Origin of the sequence: Actinosynnema sp. NPDC023658, assembly GCF_040639995.1 — a bacterium.
Lineage (GTDB): Bacteria > Actinomycetota > Actinomycetes > Mycobacteriales > Pseudonocardiaceae > Actinosynnema.
The window spans coordinates 1-15,747 of record NZ_JBFAAX010000113.1 but is presented as its reverse complement, the minus strand read 5'-3'; the positions used below and the strand labels follow the sequence as shown (position 1 = coordinate 15,747).

The window sequence follows — 15,747 nt, the reverse complement described above, 5'->3', positions numbered from 1 at the left end:
GGGCCGCCTTGCGGCGGAGGCGGGTCGTAGCTCACCGGAAAACCTCCCAAGCCGAACGTTCCAGAACTACACGGTGCTTCAGGGACCTGCTCGGTTACGTTAACGTGTTCATCCAGCAGTGGACGTGAACTCACGGCCACTGGAGGCCTATCCACCCGTCAGGCGAGGACAGCATGCCCAAGTCCAAGGTCCGCAAGAAGGCCGCCTACACGGCACCTGCCGATCGCCGCACCCCGGTGAAGGTCAAGGCAGCGGGGCCGTCGCACCCCGTCTACATCGCCGTGATGCTCGGCATGATGGTGTTGGGGCTGGCGTGGCTGGTGGTCAACTACATCGCGGGCGACAAGGTCCCGGTCATGATGGACCTCGGGTCCTGGAACTTCGGCATCGGGTTCGCCCTGATGATCATCGGTTTGCTGATGACCATGAAGTGGCGCTGACCACGCGCTACGCCAAGTGGCCGACGACCCGGACGTGCACCACGTCCGGGTCGTTCCGCGTTACCCGGTAGTTCACCGGGTTCACCGGACCGTCACCGAAGCACACAGGTGTAAGTCATCCCCAATGGGGACAACTCCTGTGGACAACTTTGCGCCAATTTGCACAAGGCCCGGTCCGGGGCTCCAGTTGTCCACAAGTGCGGCAAACTCGGAAGCGTGAACCCACCGCGCACCTGGTCCCCGCAACCCGGCATGGTCGGCCTCGCCTGGGGCCTGTCGGCCGTGTTCCTGCTGGTCACGATCTTCAGCTCGGAGGCGACGAGCCGGATCTTCCTCGGCCTCGCCACGCTCGTGCTGCTCGCGCTGGGCGCTTACGGCACCTTCGTGCGCCCCAGGCTGCTGGTGGACGACTCAGGCCTCACCGTGCGCACCCTGTCGGGGGCGCGGCAGCTGCCGTGGCACGAGGTGAGCGTGCGCCTCACCCGGACCCGCAGGCTGGGCCGCGAGACGGCCACGCTGGAGCTCGACTGGCGGCGCGGCGAGGACGAGCAGCTGTTCGTCTTCACCCCCATGGACCTGGGCACCGACCCGCGGGACGTGGCCGACGTCCTGCACGCCCTGCGTCCCTGACGAGCCCGCCGGAGGCCGACGCCGGGCGGCCGCGCGGTCAGACCAGCTGCCCGGTCCGCACGACCGCCATCACGACCAGCAGCACGACCGCGGCCGCCACGGCCGCCGCCTGCCAGGTGTTCCGCTTGTCCGCCGGCGCGTAGACGAGCCCGGCCGTCAGGGCCGCGCCGACCACCAGCCCGCCGAGGTGCCCGAGCAGCGAGATGCCGGGCAGGGTGAAGCTCAGCACGACGTTCAGCGCGATCACGCCCAGCGCCGGGCCGGGGTTGAGCTTGAGCCGCAGCACGGCCACCAGCATCGCGCCCATCAGGCCGTACACCGCGCCGGACGCACCGGCCACCACGGTGTCGATCCCGCCGAACAGGTAGACAGCGACGCTGCCGCCGAGCAGCGACACCAGGTACACCGCGGAGAACCGCAGCCTGCCGAACACCGGTTCCAGGTCACGCCCGAGCACGTACAGCGCGATCATGTTCAACGCCAGGTGCAGGGGTCCGTAGTGCAGGAACCCCGACGTCAGCAGCCGCCACCACTGGTCGGCGCCCGCCACCGCCGGCGTGTACATGACGAAGTCGACGAACAGCGGCGACGCCTGGTTCTGCGACACGCTGCCCGCCTGCGCCGCGGTGATCACGTACATCAGCAGGTTCACCGCGATCAGCACCGGCGTGACCACCATGCGCTGCGCGAGCTCCGCGCCGACGAACGTGCGCGGCCGGCGCACCGCGGCCCGGCCCTGGTTCACGCAGTCGACGCACTGGTAGCCGACGGACGCCTCGCGCAGGCACTCCGGGCACGCCGGCCGGTCGCAGCGGACGCACCGCAGCCCGGTGGCCCGGTCGGGGTGGCGCGCGCAGACCGGCAGGTCTGGCCGCGCCCCGATCGGCTCACCGGGCGGCGGGGAGGTCGGTGAGTCGGCCACTCAGGCCCGCTCCACCGAGACTTTCTCGATCACCACGTCGGTGACCGGGCGGTCGCCGGCACCGGTCGGCGCGGCGCCGATGGCGTCGACGACGTTGCGCGAGTCCTGGTCCGCGACCTCGCCGAAGATCGTGTGCTTGAAGTTCAGCCACGTGGTCGGCGCGACCGTGATGAAGAACTGCGAGCCGTTGGAGTTGGGCCCGGCGTTGGCCATCGCCAGCAGGTACGGCTTGTTGAACTGGAGCTCGGGGTGGAACTCGTCGGCGAACTTGTAGCCGGGGCCGCCGCGGCCGGTGCCGGTGGGGTCACCGCCCTGGAGCATGAAGCCGGCGATCACCCGGTGGAAGATCGCACCGTCGTAGAACGGGCCGGACGAGTCACCCTTCGCGTTGGGCTCGGTGTAGCTCTTCGTGCCCTCGGCCAGGCCGACGAAGTTGGCCACCGTCTTGGGAGCGTGGTCGGGGAAGAGGTTGATGCGGATGTCGCCCTGCGAGGTGTGCAGGGTCGCCGTCACCTTGGTCCCGACGAACGATTCGTTGCTGTCTGCCACACCACCCATCGTGCCATCACCGCGCGCGGTGGTTGGGAAAGGGGCACGATGGGTATTGGTTGGACGTGACTGACCGACAGCTTCTGGAGCGCGATATGGATGAGGTAGACGCCATGACCCGGGCCGGGGAGTCGGTCGGCAAGGCGGTGCGGGCGGCACGCCGCAGCGCCGTCCGCGCTGGTCACGTCGGCGCGGACGCGGCTGTTCAACTCGCGGGACGCGCCGAGGGCAAGCTCGCCGAGCGGGGCGTGACCAGGGACTACGTCCGCAGTGTCGTCGCCGACAAGGCGGGCACGCTGGTGGAGATGGCCGAGCAGTACGAGAAGTCCACCAGGCGTGGTCGCAAGCAGCTCGCGAAGAGGGCCGCGGGCGTCCGCAAGGACGTCGCCAAGGCCGCCGAGCGGGCGCGCAAGGAGGCGAAGGTCCGGGCGAAGGACGTGCGCAAGGCCGCGAAGCAGGCCCGCAAGGAACTGGCCTCGGCCAACCAGCCGAAGCGGCGCCGTTGGCCGTGGGTGCTGGGCGTGTTCGCCGCCGCCGCGGTGGCGGGCTACGTCGCGCTGACCAAGCGCCCGCAGGAGGTGCACTTGGAGGAGGAGGACGTGCAGCCCACGTCCGACACCACCAAGACCGACACCACCGGCACGGCCGCGGCCGAGTCCGTGCGACCGAACGCGGCCCGGAACGGCCAGGTTTCCGACCAGCACAGCCGCAGCTGACCGCAGGAGCACTTCGCGCCCGCCCCGCCACGGGACGGGCGCGAAGTCGTGCGCTCCCCTAGAGGCCCAGGTTCTCGACCACGGCCTCGGTGACCGTGCGCGCCTTGACCGTCTGCTTCTGGTTGCTGGTGACGACCACCGCGATGCCGTCCTTGGCGACCGCGTACACCGCGCCGTCGTCCGTGGTCAGCGACCCGCCCTTCCACCCGGCCGGCACCGAGGCGGGGTTGGAGTCCGCGACCGGCGCGGCTCGGTCGACCACGGCCTTCGCGGTCGCCGGTTCGCCCCGGAACACCCACACCGACAACTGCACCTCGGTGGCGTTGGCGTAGAAGAAGCAGGCCGGGTCGGGCTGGTCTGCGGACAGCCGAACCTTCCGCACCAGCTGCCCGTTCGCCTCCTGCACGACAGAGGAGGCCAAGTAGGGGCACTGCCCGTCGCTGACGGGCTGCGGCGCAGGCGGCGGACCGGCCGGCTGAGCCGTCGTGGTCGTAGTCCTCGCCGCTGCGCTGGTGGTGATCCCGGTGGTCGACACCGTGGGGTCGCCGGCCCCGCAGGCGGCCAGCGCACCGAGGACCAGCAGTGATGGCAGGGCGGTGAGCAGCACTCGGTTCATAGGGCCGCCAGTCAATCAGATGACCGACAGCCAATCGACACGGTGACCACCTAGGCACGCATCGTCATCACCGTTAGGTTGTCCTTACCCTGCCGGCCGCCCCTGCAATGTGAGGACAAAGTCAAGATGAACATCTTTGACCGCGGTCGAGACCACGCCATCGCTGTATTCCGGATCGTCGTCGGCTTGTTCTTCGTGTGCCACGGTGCACAGAAGCTGTTCGGCGTGCTGGGCGCGAAGGGCACTGTGTCGATCACCGACTGGCCGTCCGGCCCGGCCGGATTGATCGAGTTCGTCGGTGGCGTGCTGATCGTCATCGGCCTCGGTACCCGGATCGCCGCGTTGATCTCCTCCGGTGCGATGGCCTACGCGTACTTCACCGTCCACCAGCCCGCCGGGCTGCTGCCCATCCAGAACAAGGGCGAGCTGGCCGCGGTGTACGCGTGGGTGTTCCTGCTGCTGGCCTTCATCGGTCCCGGGGCCTGGGCCCTGGACAACGTGATCGCCGCGCGCAAGCGGGAACAGGTGCTCGTGAACGCATAGCAGCGGGCAAGACGAGGGCCCGCACCCAGCGGCATTGGGTGCGGGCCCTCACCTGTTGCCTTGCCGCGAACACGACCTGCGTCAGCAGGACCGCCCACCCAGTAGAACACGAAAAACGAAACTTTCGGGCTCCAGAGTGATCCGGAACGATTCACCAACCGCGCTGCGGGGTCCGGAAGACCTCCCCCGAGGCACCGATCCGGGGCGAGGGCCGCCTACGACGCTCCGGGGACCAAGCCACCCGGAGAGGGGCGAAGCCGGACAAGCCCGACAAATGCGAAAAGGCGAGGCGGCTCGCGGTTTCCGCGAACGCACCTCGCCCATCGAAGCGTGGAGACGAGGGGAATCGAACCCCTAACCCCCGCCTTGCAAAGGCGGTGCTCTGCCAATTGAGCTACGTCCCCTCACGGGGGCGGCAGACGAACCGCCCGCGCGGGTCAGTTGGTGGGAGCCGTGGCCTCGCGCCACAGGTCCGCGTCGGCCTTCGCCGAGCGGCTGCGCTTGACGAAGAACAGAACCGCACCAGCGACAGCGACAAGTGCGACGATCTTCTTCACGGCGATTCCCCTCTGCAACACCTGTGAACTTCCGGTGGGCCTAGGAGGACTCGAACCTCCGACCTCTTCGTTATCAGCGAAGCGCTCTAACCGTCTGAGCTATAGGCCCTCGGGGCAACGACGGCAAGACTACAGCACCTGCCGTCGCGGCCCCAAATCGGGTGGTCGTAGATCACTCCCGCTCGGACAGGGTCACTTCCAGACCCCCCGCAAGATCAGCGGAAACGTTGTAGACGAACGACCCGACCGTCGCCAGGGCGGTGAACAGCACGATGTTCACCGCACCCACGATGGCCGCCACGCCGAACACGCGACCGGCGCTGATCAGCGGGTCGCCGCTGGGCTCGTTGCCCTGGAGCAGGTCGTTCGCGGTGTTGTTGATCTTGTCCCACACGCCCATGCCGTTCAGCACGCCGTACAGCACGCCGACCGCCACGAGCCACACGAAGAACAACGCGACGCTGAGCACCAGGGCCAGCTTGAGCACCGACCACGGGTCGACCCGCTTCACCTGCAGGCTCGCCCGACGCGGGCCACGGCCAGGGCGGCGCGAGGTCGGCGCGGCAGCCGCCGGACGACCGTTCGCGCCACCCAGGTTGACCTGCGTGCGGGCCGAACCGGCGCCCTGACCACCGGCCCCGCCCGAACCGGTCAGCACCGGTCGGGCCACCGCCACCGTGTCCGGGTCGCTGGCCGGGTACGCGGGCTGCGCCGCCTCGACCGCCTCCTCCGGCGGGGCCACCAGGTCGGCCGGGCCGACCTGCTGCGCCTCGCCGTACTGCGTGTCGCTCGTCACCCGCTGCCACGGCGGGGGCGCCGCGGCGTGGTGGCTGTCGCCGTCGACCGCGGACCGGTCGACGATCTCCGTCTTGCTGTCGGCCGCAGCGGCACCGGCGGGCGCCTCGGTCTGCTCGGACGCCACCGAGGCGTCGACCGCCGGCTTCCCGGCGTCGGCAGGCGTGGCGCCGGCACCCTGCTTCGGCTCTGCGCCGGGCCGGGTGATCACCGCGGTCTTGTCCTCTTGCTTCTCCGGTGGAGTCACGAGCAGTCCCTCAACCTCTCGTTCGCGCTAGTTGGCGGGCTCGGCCTGGTCACCGTCGGCGGAGTCGACCGTCGAACCGCCGTCGGCGGCGTCCACGACCGCACCGCTGTCGACCGGGTCGACGGCCTGGTCACCGTCGGTGGAGTCGACGACCGAACCGCTGTCGGCGGCGTCCACGACCGGACCACCGTCGGCGGAGTCGACGACCGGACCGCCCTCACCACTGGTGACGTCCGCGGGCTCGTCCGCGTTGCGCGCCACCGCGATCAGCGTGGTCCCTTCACCGAGGTTCATCAACCGGACGCCCTTCGTCTGCCGCCCTGCCTTGCGCACCTCCTTGGCGCTGGTCCTGATGACCCCGCCCGAGGAGGTGATCGCGTACAGCTCGTCGTCGACGTCGACGATGAGCGCGCCGACCAGCCTCCCACGCCTGCGGTCGTGCTGGATGGTGAGCACACCCTTGCCACCACGACCCTGAACGGGGTAGTCCTCGATCGGCGTGCGCTTGGCGTACCCGCCATCGGTCGCGACCAAAACAAACAGACCCTCTTGGACGACGCCCATCGACAGCAGCTCGTCACCGGTGTTGAACCGCATGCCCAGCACGCCCGAGGTGGCCCGCCCCATCGGGCGCAGCGCCTCGTCGCTGGCGTGGAACCGGATGGACTGGCCGTCGGCCGAGATCAGCTGGAGGTCGTCCTCCGCCGAGCACAGCACCGCGCCGACCAGCTCGTCGTCGTCGCGCAGGTTGATGCCGATCAGGCCGCCGGACCGGTTGGAGTCGAAGTCGGACAGCTTCGACTTCTTGACCAGGCCCTTCTTGGTGGCGAGCACCAGGTACGGCGCGACCTCGTAGTTCTTGATCTGGATGACCTGGGCGATCTCCTCCTCCGGCTGGAACGCCAGGAGGTTCGCCACGTGCTGACCGCGCGCGTTGCGGTTGGCCTCGGGCAGCTCGTAGGCCTTCGCCCGGTACACCCGGCCCTTGTTCGTGAAGAACAGGATCCAGTCGTGCGTGGAGCACACGAAGAAGTGCTGCACGATGTCGTCCTGCTTGAGCTGGGCGCCCTGCACGCCCTTGCCGCCGCGCTTCTGCGAGCGGTACAGGTCCGTCTTCGTGCGCTTCGCGTAACCGGTCCGGGTGATCGTGACGACGACGTCCTCGACCGCGATCAGGTCTTCCATCGACACGTCGCCGTCGAACGGCACGATCTTGGTGCGCCGGTCGTCGCCGTGCTTGTCGACGATCGCCATGAGCTCCTCGCGCACGATCGCGCGCTGCCGCTCCGGCTTGTCGAGGATGTCCTTGAGGTCCGCGATCTCCAGCTCGATCTCGGCCAGCTGGTCGATGATCTTCTGCCGCTCCAGGGCGGCCAGGCGGCGCAGCTGCATCTCCAGGATCGCGTTCGCCTGGATCTCGTCGACGTCGAGCAGCTCCATCAGGCCGGTGCGCGCCGCCTCGGGCGTCTGCGACCCGCGGATCAGCGCGATCACCGCGTCGAGCTGGTCGAGCGCCTTGACCAGGCCGCGCAGCAGGTGGGCCCGCTCCTCCGCCTTGCGCAGCCGGAAGCGGGTGCGCCGGACGATGACCTCGACCTGGTGCTTCACGTAGTGCCGGATCATCTGGTCCAGGCGCAACGTGCGCGGCACGCCGTCGACCAGCGACAGCATGTTCACGCCGAACGAGTACTGCAGCTGGGTGTGCTTGTAGAGGTTGTTCAGCACGACCTTGGCCACCGCGTCGCGCTTGAGCGTGACCACGATCCGCATGCCCGAGCGGCGGTTGGACTCGTCCGCGATGTTCGCGATGCCGGTGAGCTTCTGGTCCCGGACCAGGGTGGCGATGTTCTCCACCAGGTTGTCCGGGTTCACCTGGTAGGGCAGCTCGGTGACGACCAGGATCGTGCGACCCTTGGTGTCCTCGTCGATCTCCACGACCGCGCGCATCTTCACCGAGCCGCGACCGGTGCGGTACGCGTCCTCGATGCCCGCCGTGCCGAGGATCTGGCCGTGGGTCGGGAAGTCGGGGCCCTTGATCCGCTGGATCATGGCCTCCAGCGTCTCCTCGTCGGAGGCGTCGGGGTTGTCCAGCGCCCACACCACGCCCTCCGCGACCTCGCGGAGGTTGTGCGGCGGGATGTTGGTCGCCATGCCGACCGCGATGCCCGAGCTGCCGTTGATGAGCAGGTTGGGGATGCGGGACGGCAGGACCGTCGGCTCCTGGATGCGACCGTCGTAGTTGTCGCGGAAGTCGACGGTGTCTTCCTCGATGTCGGCCAGCATCTGCATGGCCAACGGCGTGAGCCGGCACTCGGTGTAGCGCATGGCGGCCGCCGGGTCGTTGCCCTGGGAGCCGAAGTTGCCCTGGCCGTCGATCAGCGGGTAGCGCATCGACCACGGCTGGGCCAGGCGGACCAGTGCGTCGTAGATCGCGGAGTCGCCGTGCGGGTGGTAGTTGCCCATCACGTCCCCGACCACGCGGGCGCACTTGTTGTAGCTGCGGTCCGGGCGGAAGCCCGAGTCGAACATCGAGTACAGGACGCGGACGTGGACGGGCTTGAGGCCGTCGCGCACGTCGGGCAGCGCTCGTCCCACGATCACGCTCATCGCGTAGTCGATGTACGAGTTCTGCATCTCCTGCTGGATGTCACGCGGCTCGGTGCGGTCTCCACCGGACGGGGGCAGCGTCGTCTCGCTCACAGTTCTACTTCCTTAAACAGGCACGACGGCGGGCTCGGGAAGGAGCGGGGTCAGACGTCGAGGAACCGCACGCCCTTGGCGTTGCGGGTGATGAACGACCGGCGGGCCTCCACGTCCTCGCCCATCAGCACGCTGAACAGCTCGTCGGCCGTCGCGGCGTCGTCCATGGTGACCTGGAGCAGCACCCGGTTGGCCGGGTCCATCGTCGTCTCCCACAGCTCGGAGGCGTTCATCTCGCCCAGGCCCTTGTAGCGCTGGATGTTGTCTTCCTTGCCGATCTTCTTGCCCGCGGCCAGGCCGGCCTCGATCAGGCCGTCGCGCTCCCGGTCGCTGTAGGCGTACTCCGGCTCGGCGCGCTGCCACTTGATCTTGTACAGCGGCGGCTGCGCGAGGTAGACGTGGCCGTGCTCGATCAGCGGGCGCATGAAGCGGAACAGCAGGGTCAGCAGCAGGGTCCGGATGTGCTGGCCGTCGACGTCGGCGTCGGCCATCAGCACGATCTTGTGGTACCGCAGCTTGGTGAGGTCGAAGTCCTCGTGGATGCCCGTGCCGAACGCGGTGATCAGCGACTGGACCTCGTTGTTCTTCAGCACGCGGTCGATGCGCGCCTTCTCCACGTTGATGATCTTGCCGCGGATCGGCAGGATCGCCTGGAACATGGAGTCCCGGCCCTCCTTGGCCGAACCGCCCGCGGAGTCGCCCTCCACGACGTAGATCTCGCACTCCTCCGGGTTGGTGGAGCGGCAGTCCTTGAGCTTGCCGGGCAGGCCGCCGATGTCGAGCGCGCCCTTGCGGCGGACCAGCTCGCGGGCCTTGCGGGCGGCGATGCGGGCCTGCGCCGACGACACCGCCTTGGTGACGATGGTGCGCGTCTCGTTCGGGTGGCGCTCGAACCAGTCGGCCAGGTGCTCGTTGGTCGACTTCTGCACGAACGACTTGGCCTCGCTGTTGCCCAGCTTGGTCTTCGTCTGGCCCTCGAACTGGGGCTCCTTGAGCTTGACCGAGACGATCGCGGCCAGGCCCTCGCGGATGTCGTCGCCGGTGAGGTTGCTGTCCTTCTCCTTGAGCAGCTTCTTGTCGCGCGCGTACTCGTTGACCACGCGGGTCAGCGCGGCGCGGAAGCCCTCCTCGTGCGTGCCGCCCTCGTGGGTGTTGATCGTGTTGGCGAACGTGTACACCGACGGCGTGTAGCCGGTGTTCCACTGCATCGCCACCTCGACCTCGAGGTCCTCGCCCTTGGCCTCGAACGAGACGACCTTCTGGTGCACGGCCTCGCGGGTGTGGTTGATGTGGCGGACGAAGTCCTCCAGGCCACCCGGGTAGTGGAAGGTGCGCTCGCGCACGGCCGCGACGTGGCCCTCGGCGTCGGCCTCCGCGTCGGCGTCCTGCACGCGCTCGTCGCGCAGGATGATGGTGAGGCCCTTGTTCAGGAACGCCATCTCCTGCAGGCGGCGGGAGATCGTCTCGATGTTGTACTCGGTGGTCTCGAAGATCTGCGGGTCGGCCCAGAAGGTGATCGTCGTGCCGGTCGCGTCGGTCGGCTCGCCCTTGGTCAGCTCGTGCGCGGGCTTGGTGTTCTCGAACCGCTGGTTCCACGTGAAACCGTCGCGCTTGACCTCGACGTCGACCGCGGTGGACAGCGCGTTGACCACCGAGATGCCGACGCCGTGCAGACCGCCGGACACCGCGTAGGAGTCGCTGTCGAACTTGCCGCCCGCGTGCAGCTTGGTCAGCACCACCTCGAGGGTGGGTCGCTTCTCCACCGGGTGCATGGCGACGGGGATGCCGCGGCCGTCGTCGATGACCCGGACGCCTCCGTTGGCCAGCAGCGTCACGTCCACCACGGTCGCGTACCCGGCCATGGCCTCGTCGACCGAGTTGTCCACGACCTCCTGGATCAGGTGGTGCAGACCGCGCTCGCCGGTGGAACCGATGTACATGCCTGGCCGCTTGCGGACCGCTTCCAGGCCCTCCAGGACGGTGATCGAGGACGCGCTGTACTCATTCTTCTTGGCTGCCACGGGCCTGGTGTCTCCTCGGACTTCACGCGACTGGGACCGTCGCCGGGCGACGCTGGGTTGCGCTACCCCTCGATTCTACCGGGGCAGACCGACAGAAACCCACTTAGGACACCCCTGGTTTGCTCACAGGCGGCCCGAAGTGAACGCAGATGGGTGCCGACCGCCGTTCGCGGGGTCGGAATCGACTGGTGAGCGCTCACCGCGCCACAGGATCGCCGCTGCGGCCCTGACGCCGGTCACCCGTAGGTGTCACGTGGTCCGCGACCGGGAACGTGCCTGGGGCCGTAGCGCCAGCTCGGCGCCGCCGGGCCCTGCACCTTCAACTGCTTCACCACGCCGTTGCCGACGCCGGCGGCGATGCGCTTGAGCAGGTCGCGCTGGAGCAGGCGCAGCTGCGTGGCCCACGCCGTCGAGTCGGCCTGGACGGTCAGCTCGCCGTCACTGAACGCAACCGGCTGCGCGTGCTCGGCCACGTCCTCACCGACCAGTTTCGCCCACCGCGCGAACACCTGGCCACCCGCGAGGCGCTCGGCCCAGCCCCGGTCGGCGGCGATGCGGGCGGCGAGCCTGCCGAGGGGCTGCGGGTCGCGGTCGTCCGGGCCCGGACCCGACCAGCGGCGCCGCCGACGACGGCCGGTCGCACCCGCCGCGGCCTTGCGCACACCCCGCACACCGCGTTCCTTGGCCGACGCACGGGCGGCCTCCAAAGCGGCGCGAGCGAGGTCGGAACCCCTCAATCCACCCTCCGGTGTGACTCCGGTTGTGGATATGTCCGGTTTCACGACCGAGTTATCCACACCATCCACAGGGTTGTCCCCAGATGTGCGTCCGGTCACACCCGATCGGGGCAACTCCTCAGACACGGTGCACCTCCCCGTGGCGAACGTCGAACCGCAGCCCGTCCAGCTCCTCGGGCACGTCCTCCGCGACCGCCGCGGTGATCAACACCTGCTCCGCCCCGGCGGCCACCTTCGCCAACTGGCGACGCCTGCCGCGGTCCAGTTCGGCGAACACATCGTCCAGCACGAGCACCGGTTCGGCCCCCTCGACACGCAGCAGCTCGTACCCGCCGAGCCGCAGGGCCAACGCGAAGGACCACGACTCTCCGTGACTGGCGTAGCCCTTCGCGGGCAGCTCCCCGAGCGCCAGGTCGAGGTCGTCGCGGTGCGGCCCGACCAGGCACACGCCCCGCTCGACCTCCTGCGGTCGCACCCGGTGCAGCTCCGCGAGCAACGCGTCCTCCAGGACGTCCCGGTCGTGCCGCCCGCCGCCGGCCGAGCCGGCGACCGCGTCGGGGAACGACTCCCCCAGGCTCGACCGGTACGCGATCCGGGCCGGGCGCGACTCGGGCGCCACCTCCGCGTACGCCGCGGCCACGTGCGGCGCGATGTCCGCGACCAGGTCCAGCCGCGCGGCCAGCAGCTCCGCGCCGTGCCGGGCCAGGTGCCCGTCCCACACGTCGAGCGTGCTGATGTCGGCGTTGCGCGCGGCGCGCACCGTCTTCAGCAACGCGCCCCGCTGCTTGAGCACGCGCTCGTAGTCGCTGCGCACCCCCGCGTACCGGGGCGCGCGCGTGGTCAGCAGCTCGTCGAGGAACCGCCGCCGCTCGCCGGGGTCGCCGCGCACCAGCGCCAGGTCCTCCGGCGCGAACAGCACGGTGCGCAGGATGCCCAGCACGTCGCGCGGGCGGGGAACCGGGCCGCGGTTGATCCGCGCCCGGTTCGCCTTGCCCGGCGTGATCTCCAGCTCGACCAGCAGCTCGCGCCCCTCGTTGACGACCGCGGCGCGGACCACCGCCCGCGACGCGCCGTGCCGGATCAGCGGCGCGTCCGTGGCCACCCGGTGCGAACCCAGGGTGGCCACGTACCCCAGCGCCTCGACCAGGTTGGTCTTGCCCTGGCCGTTGCGCCCGACCAGCACGCTCACGCCCGGCTCGAACGCCAGGTCCGCGTGCTCCCACGACCTGAAGTCCGCGACTTGCAGGTGCCGGACGTACAACGGGTCAGCCCTGGGTGGAGCCGGAACCGGACGAAGGACCCGCGGTCTGCACCGCGTGACCGCCGAACTGGTTGCGCAGGGCCGCGACCGCGCGCATGGCGGGCGAGTCGTCCTGGCGGGAGGCGAACCGGGCGAACAGCGCGGCGGAGATCACCGGTGCGGGCACCGCGTGCTTGATCGCCTCCTCGACGGTCCACCGGCCCTCGCCGGAGTCCTCGACGTGGCCACGCAGGTCGTCCAGCTCCGGGTCCGACTCCAGCGCGCGGACCAGCAGGTCCAGCAGCCACGAGCGGACCACCGTGCCGCGCTGCCACGCCTTGATCGTGCCCGGCACGTCCTCCACCAGCTTGGAGGCCTCCAGCAGTTCGAAGCCCTCCGCGTAGGCCTGCATCAGGCCGTACTCGATGCCGTTGTGGACCATCTTCGCGAAGTGGCCCGCGCCGATGCGGCCCGCGTGCGCGAAGCCCTCCTCGCGCGGACCCTCCGGGCGCAGCGCGTCGAAGATCGGCATGGCGCGCTCGACGTGCTCGGCGTCGCCGCCGACCATCAGGCCGTAGCCGTTCTCCAGGCCCCACACACCGCCGGACACGCCGGCGTCCAGGTAGCCGATGCCCTTGTCGCCCAGGGCCTTGGCGTTGATCTCGTCGTCGGTGAAGCGGGAGTTACCGCCGTCGATCACCACGTCGCCCGGCTCCAGCAGGTCACCGAGGTCTGCGATCGTCTGCCGGGTGATGTCACCGGCGGGCACCATCACCCACACCAGTCGCGGTGCGGCGAGCTTGCCTACCATGTCGGCGAGCGAGTCGGCGTCGGAGACTTCGGGGTTGCGGTCGTAGCCGACCACCTCGTGCCCCGCGCGGCGGATCCGCTCGCGCATGTTGAAGCCCATCTTGCCGAGGCCGACGAGTCCGAGCTGCACGGTCGTTCCTCTTTCCTGGCGTCTGTGGTCGTGATCCTGGTCGATCAGCCGGGCAGGCGCACGGGCATCAGCAGGTAGAGGTAGCCCGGCGCCACGTTCCCATCCTCGTCCACCGGCTTGAGCAGCGCGGGCCGACTGGGTGTGGTGAAGGACAAGTGCGCCCTGGGCGTGCGGACGGCCTGGAGGCCCTCCAGCAGGTACGTCGGGTTGAACGCGATGGTCACCGGGTCGCCGGTGTACTCGACCGGCAGCTCCTCCTCGGCGCTGCCCTCGTCGTCGCCGCCCGCCGACAGGCGCAGGCCGTTGTCGACGAACTCCAGCCGGACCTGCGTGCCGCGCTCCGCGACCAGCGACACGCGCTTGATCGCCTGCACCAGCGCCTCGACCTCGATGATCGCGGCGGCCGAGTGCTCGGTGGGCAGCAGCTGGCGGTACTTCGGGAAGTCGGCGTCGAGCAGCCGGGTGGTCGTGCGGCGGTTCCGGCCGGACAGGCCGAGCAGGCCGTCGTTCGCGGCGAGGGACAGCTCAATCTTCGCGCCGCCCGCGCCGAGCGTCTTCGCGGAGTCGTTGAGGGTCTTGGCCGGGACGAGGACCGCGACCTCGCCCAGGGACTCGTTCGGCTCCCACGGGAACTCGCGCATGGCGAGCCGGAAGCGGTCGGTGGCCACGAGGGTCACCTTGCCCTCACCGATCTCCAGCCGGACGCCGGTCAGCATCGGCAGCGTGTCGTCCTTGCCCGCCGCGACGGCGACCTGGGCCACGGCCTCGCCGAAGACCTCGCCCAGGAGCTCACCGGCCAGCTGCGGCATGGACGGCAGCTGCGGGTAGTCCTCGACCGGCATGGTCGGCAGGCTGAAGCGGGCGCTGCCGCAGGAGATCGTCATCCGGGAGCCGTCGACCGCGATCTCGACCGGGTGGTTCGGCAGGGCCTTGGTGATGTCGGCCAGCAGCCGTCCGCTGACGAGCGCCTTGCCGCCGTCCGCGATCGTGGCCGGGACACCGCACTGGGCCGACACCTCGTAGTCGAAGCCGGAGACGGTCAGCGCCTCGCCGGAGCCGTCCTCCGCCCCGGCGTCGAGCAGGATGCCGCCGAGCACCGCGACAGGCGGCCTGGACGGCAGGCTGCGGGCGACCCAGGCGACGGCGTCGGCCAGGCCGTCGCGCTCGACGCGGATCTTCATGAGGCGTCCTTCCTCAAGTCGGCATGACCAACAACAGCATGCGTTGCGGTGGGGGTTGGGGAGCCGCGGCCCTCGCCGGATCTTCCGACCCTCGGCGCGGAGGCTCCCCACCGTAGAGCGTCGGGGCCGCCTTCGTCACCTCGGGGCCACACCCGGGGAGGGGCGCTGCCGAGCGCTCGTCCCCGGGCTCGACCCCCACCTGTTTTTTCTTTGTTCTTCTCTTCAAGGGAAGACAACAGCAACAGCAGTAAGGGTTGTGGATTGTGTGGACAACCCCCGTTCCCGCAGCGTGGCGCCCGCGCGGAGCTGTGGATGGAGACGGGGTGTCACCCGGGGACAAGTCGGCGTCCCCGGGGAGAACTCCGGCGGTGGTCCGTTCGGTCCACAGGTGGGCCGAGTTGTCCCCGGGTTAATCCCCGGGTGTGGGCCGAGTTGTACCCGGGTGCTGCACAGGGTGACGGTGGCGCGGATCTCCCCCTGCGGGGCGGGTTTCTGAGGCTGTGGACAACTCGTGGCCGGGCGTTGACCAGGGCGGGGACCAGCGGCGGGAGGGGTGTCCCGCCTCGTGGAGGCCCTGGTGGGAGCCGAAGCGGCTTCCCTGGTGGGGCGCGGGTTCTCGTACGGGTGATCCGGGAAAAAGCCGTCGATCCGGCGCCCGCACCCGGGGTTCGGGGCGGTCTGCGGTGGCCGCGGTGGGGTTCGCGGGCGTCGCACCCGGGTGCCCGGCGGCGGGGTGGCGGCGGATCCCGACGGCACCCGGGTGCGAATCGGTCCGCCCCCGGGTGCGGCGGCGCGCACCCGGGGCCCACAGCCGCGCACCCCGGGGCGGGGGTCGCCGGCGGGGGTGGGCGGCCGGGGGCGGCGGGGGTGCCGCCGGGGCGGTTCCGGGGGCGGGGGGGGCGGGGGCGGGATG

General features: G+C 70.0%; 14 protein-coding genes, 2 tRNA genes and 1 pseudogene. 4 read left to right on the top strand and 13 right to left on the bottom strand.

The features are described 5' to 3' along the window. Positions 1 to 173 precede the first annotated feature (173 nt). On the top strand, positions 174 to 440 hold the full coding sequence (crgA, locus tag AB0G02_RS15500; RefSeq protein ID WP_360794154.1) for a cell division protein CrgA: 267 nt from the start codon (positions 174 to 176) through the stop codon (positions 438 to 440). 216 nt (positions 441 to 656) lie between these two features. Next, positions 657 to 1,070: a PH domain-containing protein gene (locus AB0G02_RS15495; RefSeq protein ID WP_360794152.1), complete on the top strand. Its 414-nt coding sequence runs from the start codon at positions 657 to 659 to the stop codon at positions 1,068 to 1,070. A 37-nt stretch (positions 1,071 to 1,107) separates the two neighbouring features. Here AB0G02_RS15495 and AB0G02_RS15490 read toward each other — a convergent pair whose 3' ends face one another. Together AB0G02_RS15490 and AB0G02_RS15485 are read right to left on the bottom strand one after the other, a co-directional pair. Next, positions 1,108 to 1,992: a rhomboid family intramembrane serine protease gene (locus AB0G02_RS15490; protein WP_360794150.1), complete on the bottom strand. Its 885-nt coding sequence runs from the start codon at positions 1,990 to 1,992 to the stop codon at positions 1,108 to 1,110. Next, positions 1,993 to 2,550, bottom strand: coding sequence for a peptidylprolyl isomerase (locus tag AB0G02_RS15485; protein WP_360794148.1), 558 nt, complete (start codon positions 2,548 to 2,550; stop codon positions 1,993 to 1,995). An 86-nt stretch (positions 2,551 to 2,636) separates the two neighbouring features. Here AB0G02_RS15485 and AB0G02_RS15480 point away from each other — a divergent pair, with 86 nt between their 5' ends. After that, positions 2,637 to 3,257, top strand: a complete 621-nt coding sequence (locus AB0G02_RS15480) for a hypothetical protein (RefSeq protein ID WP_360794146.1) — start codon at positions 2,637 to 2,639, stop codon at positions 3,255 to 3,257. A 58-nt stretch (positions 3,258 to 3,315) separates the two neighbouring features. Here the strand turns inward: AB0G02_RS15480 and AB0G02_RS15475 are convergent, their stop codons facing one another. Further along, positions 3,316 to 3,873 carry a DUF2020 domain-containing protein gene (locus tag AB0G02_RS15475; protein WP_360794144.1) on the bottom strand — a complete coding sequence of 186 codons (558 nt, stop codon included), beginning with the start codon at positions 3,871 to 3,873 and terminating at the stop codon, positions 3,316 to 3,318. Between the two features lie 126 nt (positions 3,874 to 3,999). On the opposite strand from AB0G02_RS15475, the gene AB0G02_RS15470 reads away from it, so the two are divergent. After that, complete coding sequence (locus tag AB0G02_RS15470) at positions 4,000 to 4,416, top strand: DoxX family protein (RefSeq protein WP_360794142.1); 417 nt, start codon at positions 4,000 to 4,002, stop codon at positions 4,414 to 4,416. 331 nt (positions 4,417 to 4,747) lie between these two features. Here AB0G02_RS15470 and AB0G02_RS15465 read toward each other — a convergent pair. The 10 genes and pseudogenes from AB0G02_RS15465 to dnaN form a co-directional block, all read right to left on the bottom strand. After that, a tRNA-Ala gene (locus tag AB0G02_RS15465) sits at positions 4,748 to 4,820 on the bottom strand. Between the two features lie 39 nt (positions 4,821 to 4,859). Further along, positions 4,860 to 4,973 (bottom strand): annotated as a pseudogene (locus AB0G02_RS15460) (DLW-39 family protein); the annotation flags it as partial. 35 nt (positions 4,974 to 5,008) lie between these two features. Next, positions 5,009 to 5,082 (bottom strand) — tRNA-Ile (locus AB0G02_RS15455). A gap of 63 nt (positions 5,083 to 5,145) precedes the next feature. Then, the gene (locus AB0G02_RS15450) at positions 5,146 to 6,015 is read right to left on the bottom strand and encodes a DUF3566 domain-containing protein (RefSeq protein WP_360794140.1); all 870 of its coding nucleotides are present in this window, start codon (positions 6,013 to 6,015) and stop codon (positions 5,146 to 5,148) included. 27 nt (positions 6,016 to 6,042) lie between these two features. Then, on the bottom strand, positions 6,043 to 8,715 hold the full coding sequence (gene gyrA / locus AB0G02_RS15445; RefSeq protein ID WP_360794138.1) for a DNA gyrase subunit A: 2,673 nt from the start codon (positions 8,713 to 8,715) through the stop codon (positions 6,043 to 6,045). 50 nt (positions 8,716 to 8,765) lie between these two features. Beyond that, on the bottom strand, positions 8,766 to 10,736 hold the full coding sequence (gene gyrB / locus AB0G02_RS15440; protein ID WP_360794136.1) for a DNA topoisomerase (ATP-hydrolyzing) subunit B: 1,971 nt from the start codon (positions 10,734 to 10,736) through the stop codon (positions 8,766 to 8,768). A gap of 236 nt (positions 10,737 to 10,972) precedes the next feature. After that, positions 10,973 to 11,518, bottom strand: coding sequence for a DciA family protein (locus AB0G02_RS15435; protein ID WP_360794134.1), 546 nt, complete (start codon positions 11,516 to 11,518; stop codon positions 10,973 to 10,975). A 73-nt stretch (positions 11,519 to 11,591) separates the two neighbouring features. Beyond that, on the bottom strand, positions 11,592 to 12,734 hold the full coding sequence (gene recF, locus AB0G02_RS15430) for a DNA replication/repair protein RecF (protein WP_360794132.1): 1,143 nt from the start codon (positions 12,732 to 12,734) through the stop codon (positions 11,592 to 11,594). A gap of 4 nt (positions 12,735 to 12,738) precedes the next feature. Then, positions 12,739 to 13,653 (bottom strand): phosphogluconate dehydrogenase (NAD(+)-dependent, decarboxylating), encoded by a 915-nt coding sequence (gnd, locus tag AB0G02_RS15425; protein ID WP_360794130.1) that lies wholly within the window; start codon positions 13,651 to 13,653, stop codon positions 12,739 to 12,741. Between the two features lie 44 nt (positions 13,654 to 13,697). Continuing rightward, on the bottom strand, positions 13,698 to 14,834 hold the full coding sequence (dnaN, locus tag AB0G02_RS15420) for a DNA polymerase III subunit beta (RefSeq protein WP_360794128.1): 1,137 nt from the start codon (positions 14,832 to 14,834) through the stop codon (positions 13,698 to 13,700). Positions 14,835 to 15,747 lie beyond the last annotated feature (913 nt).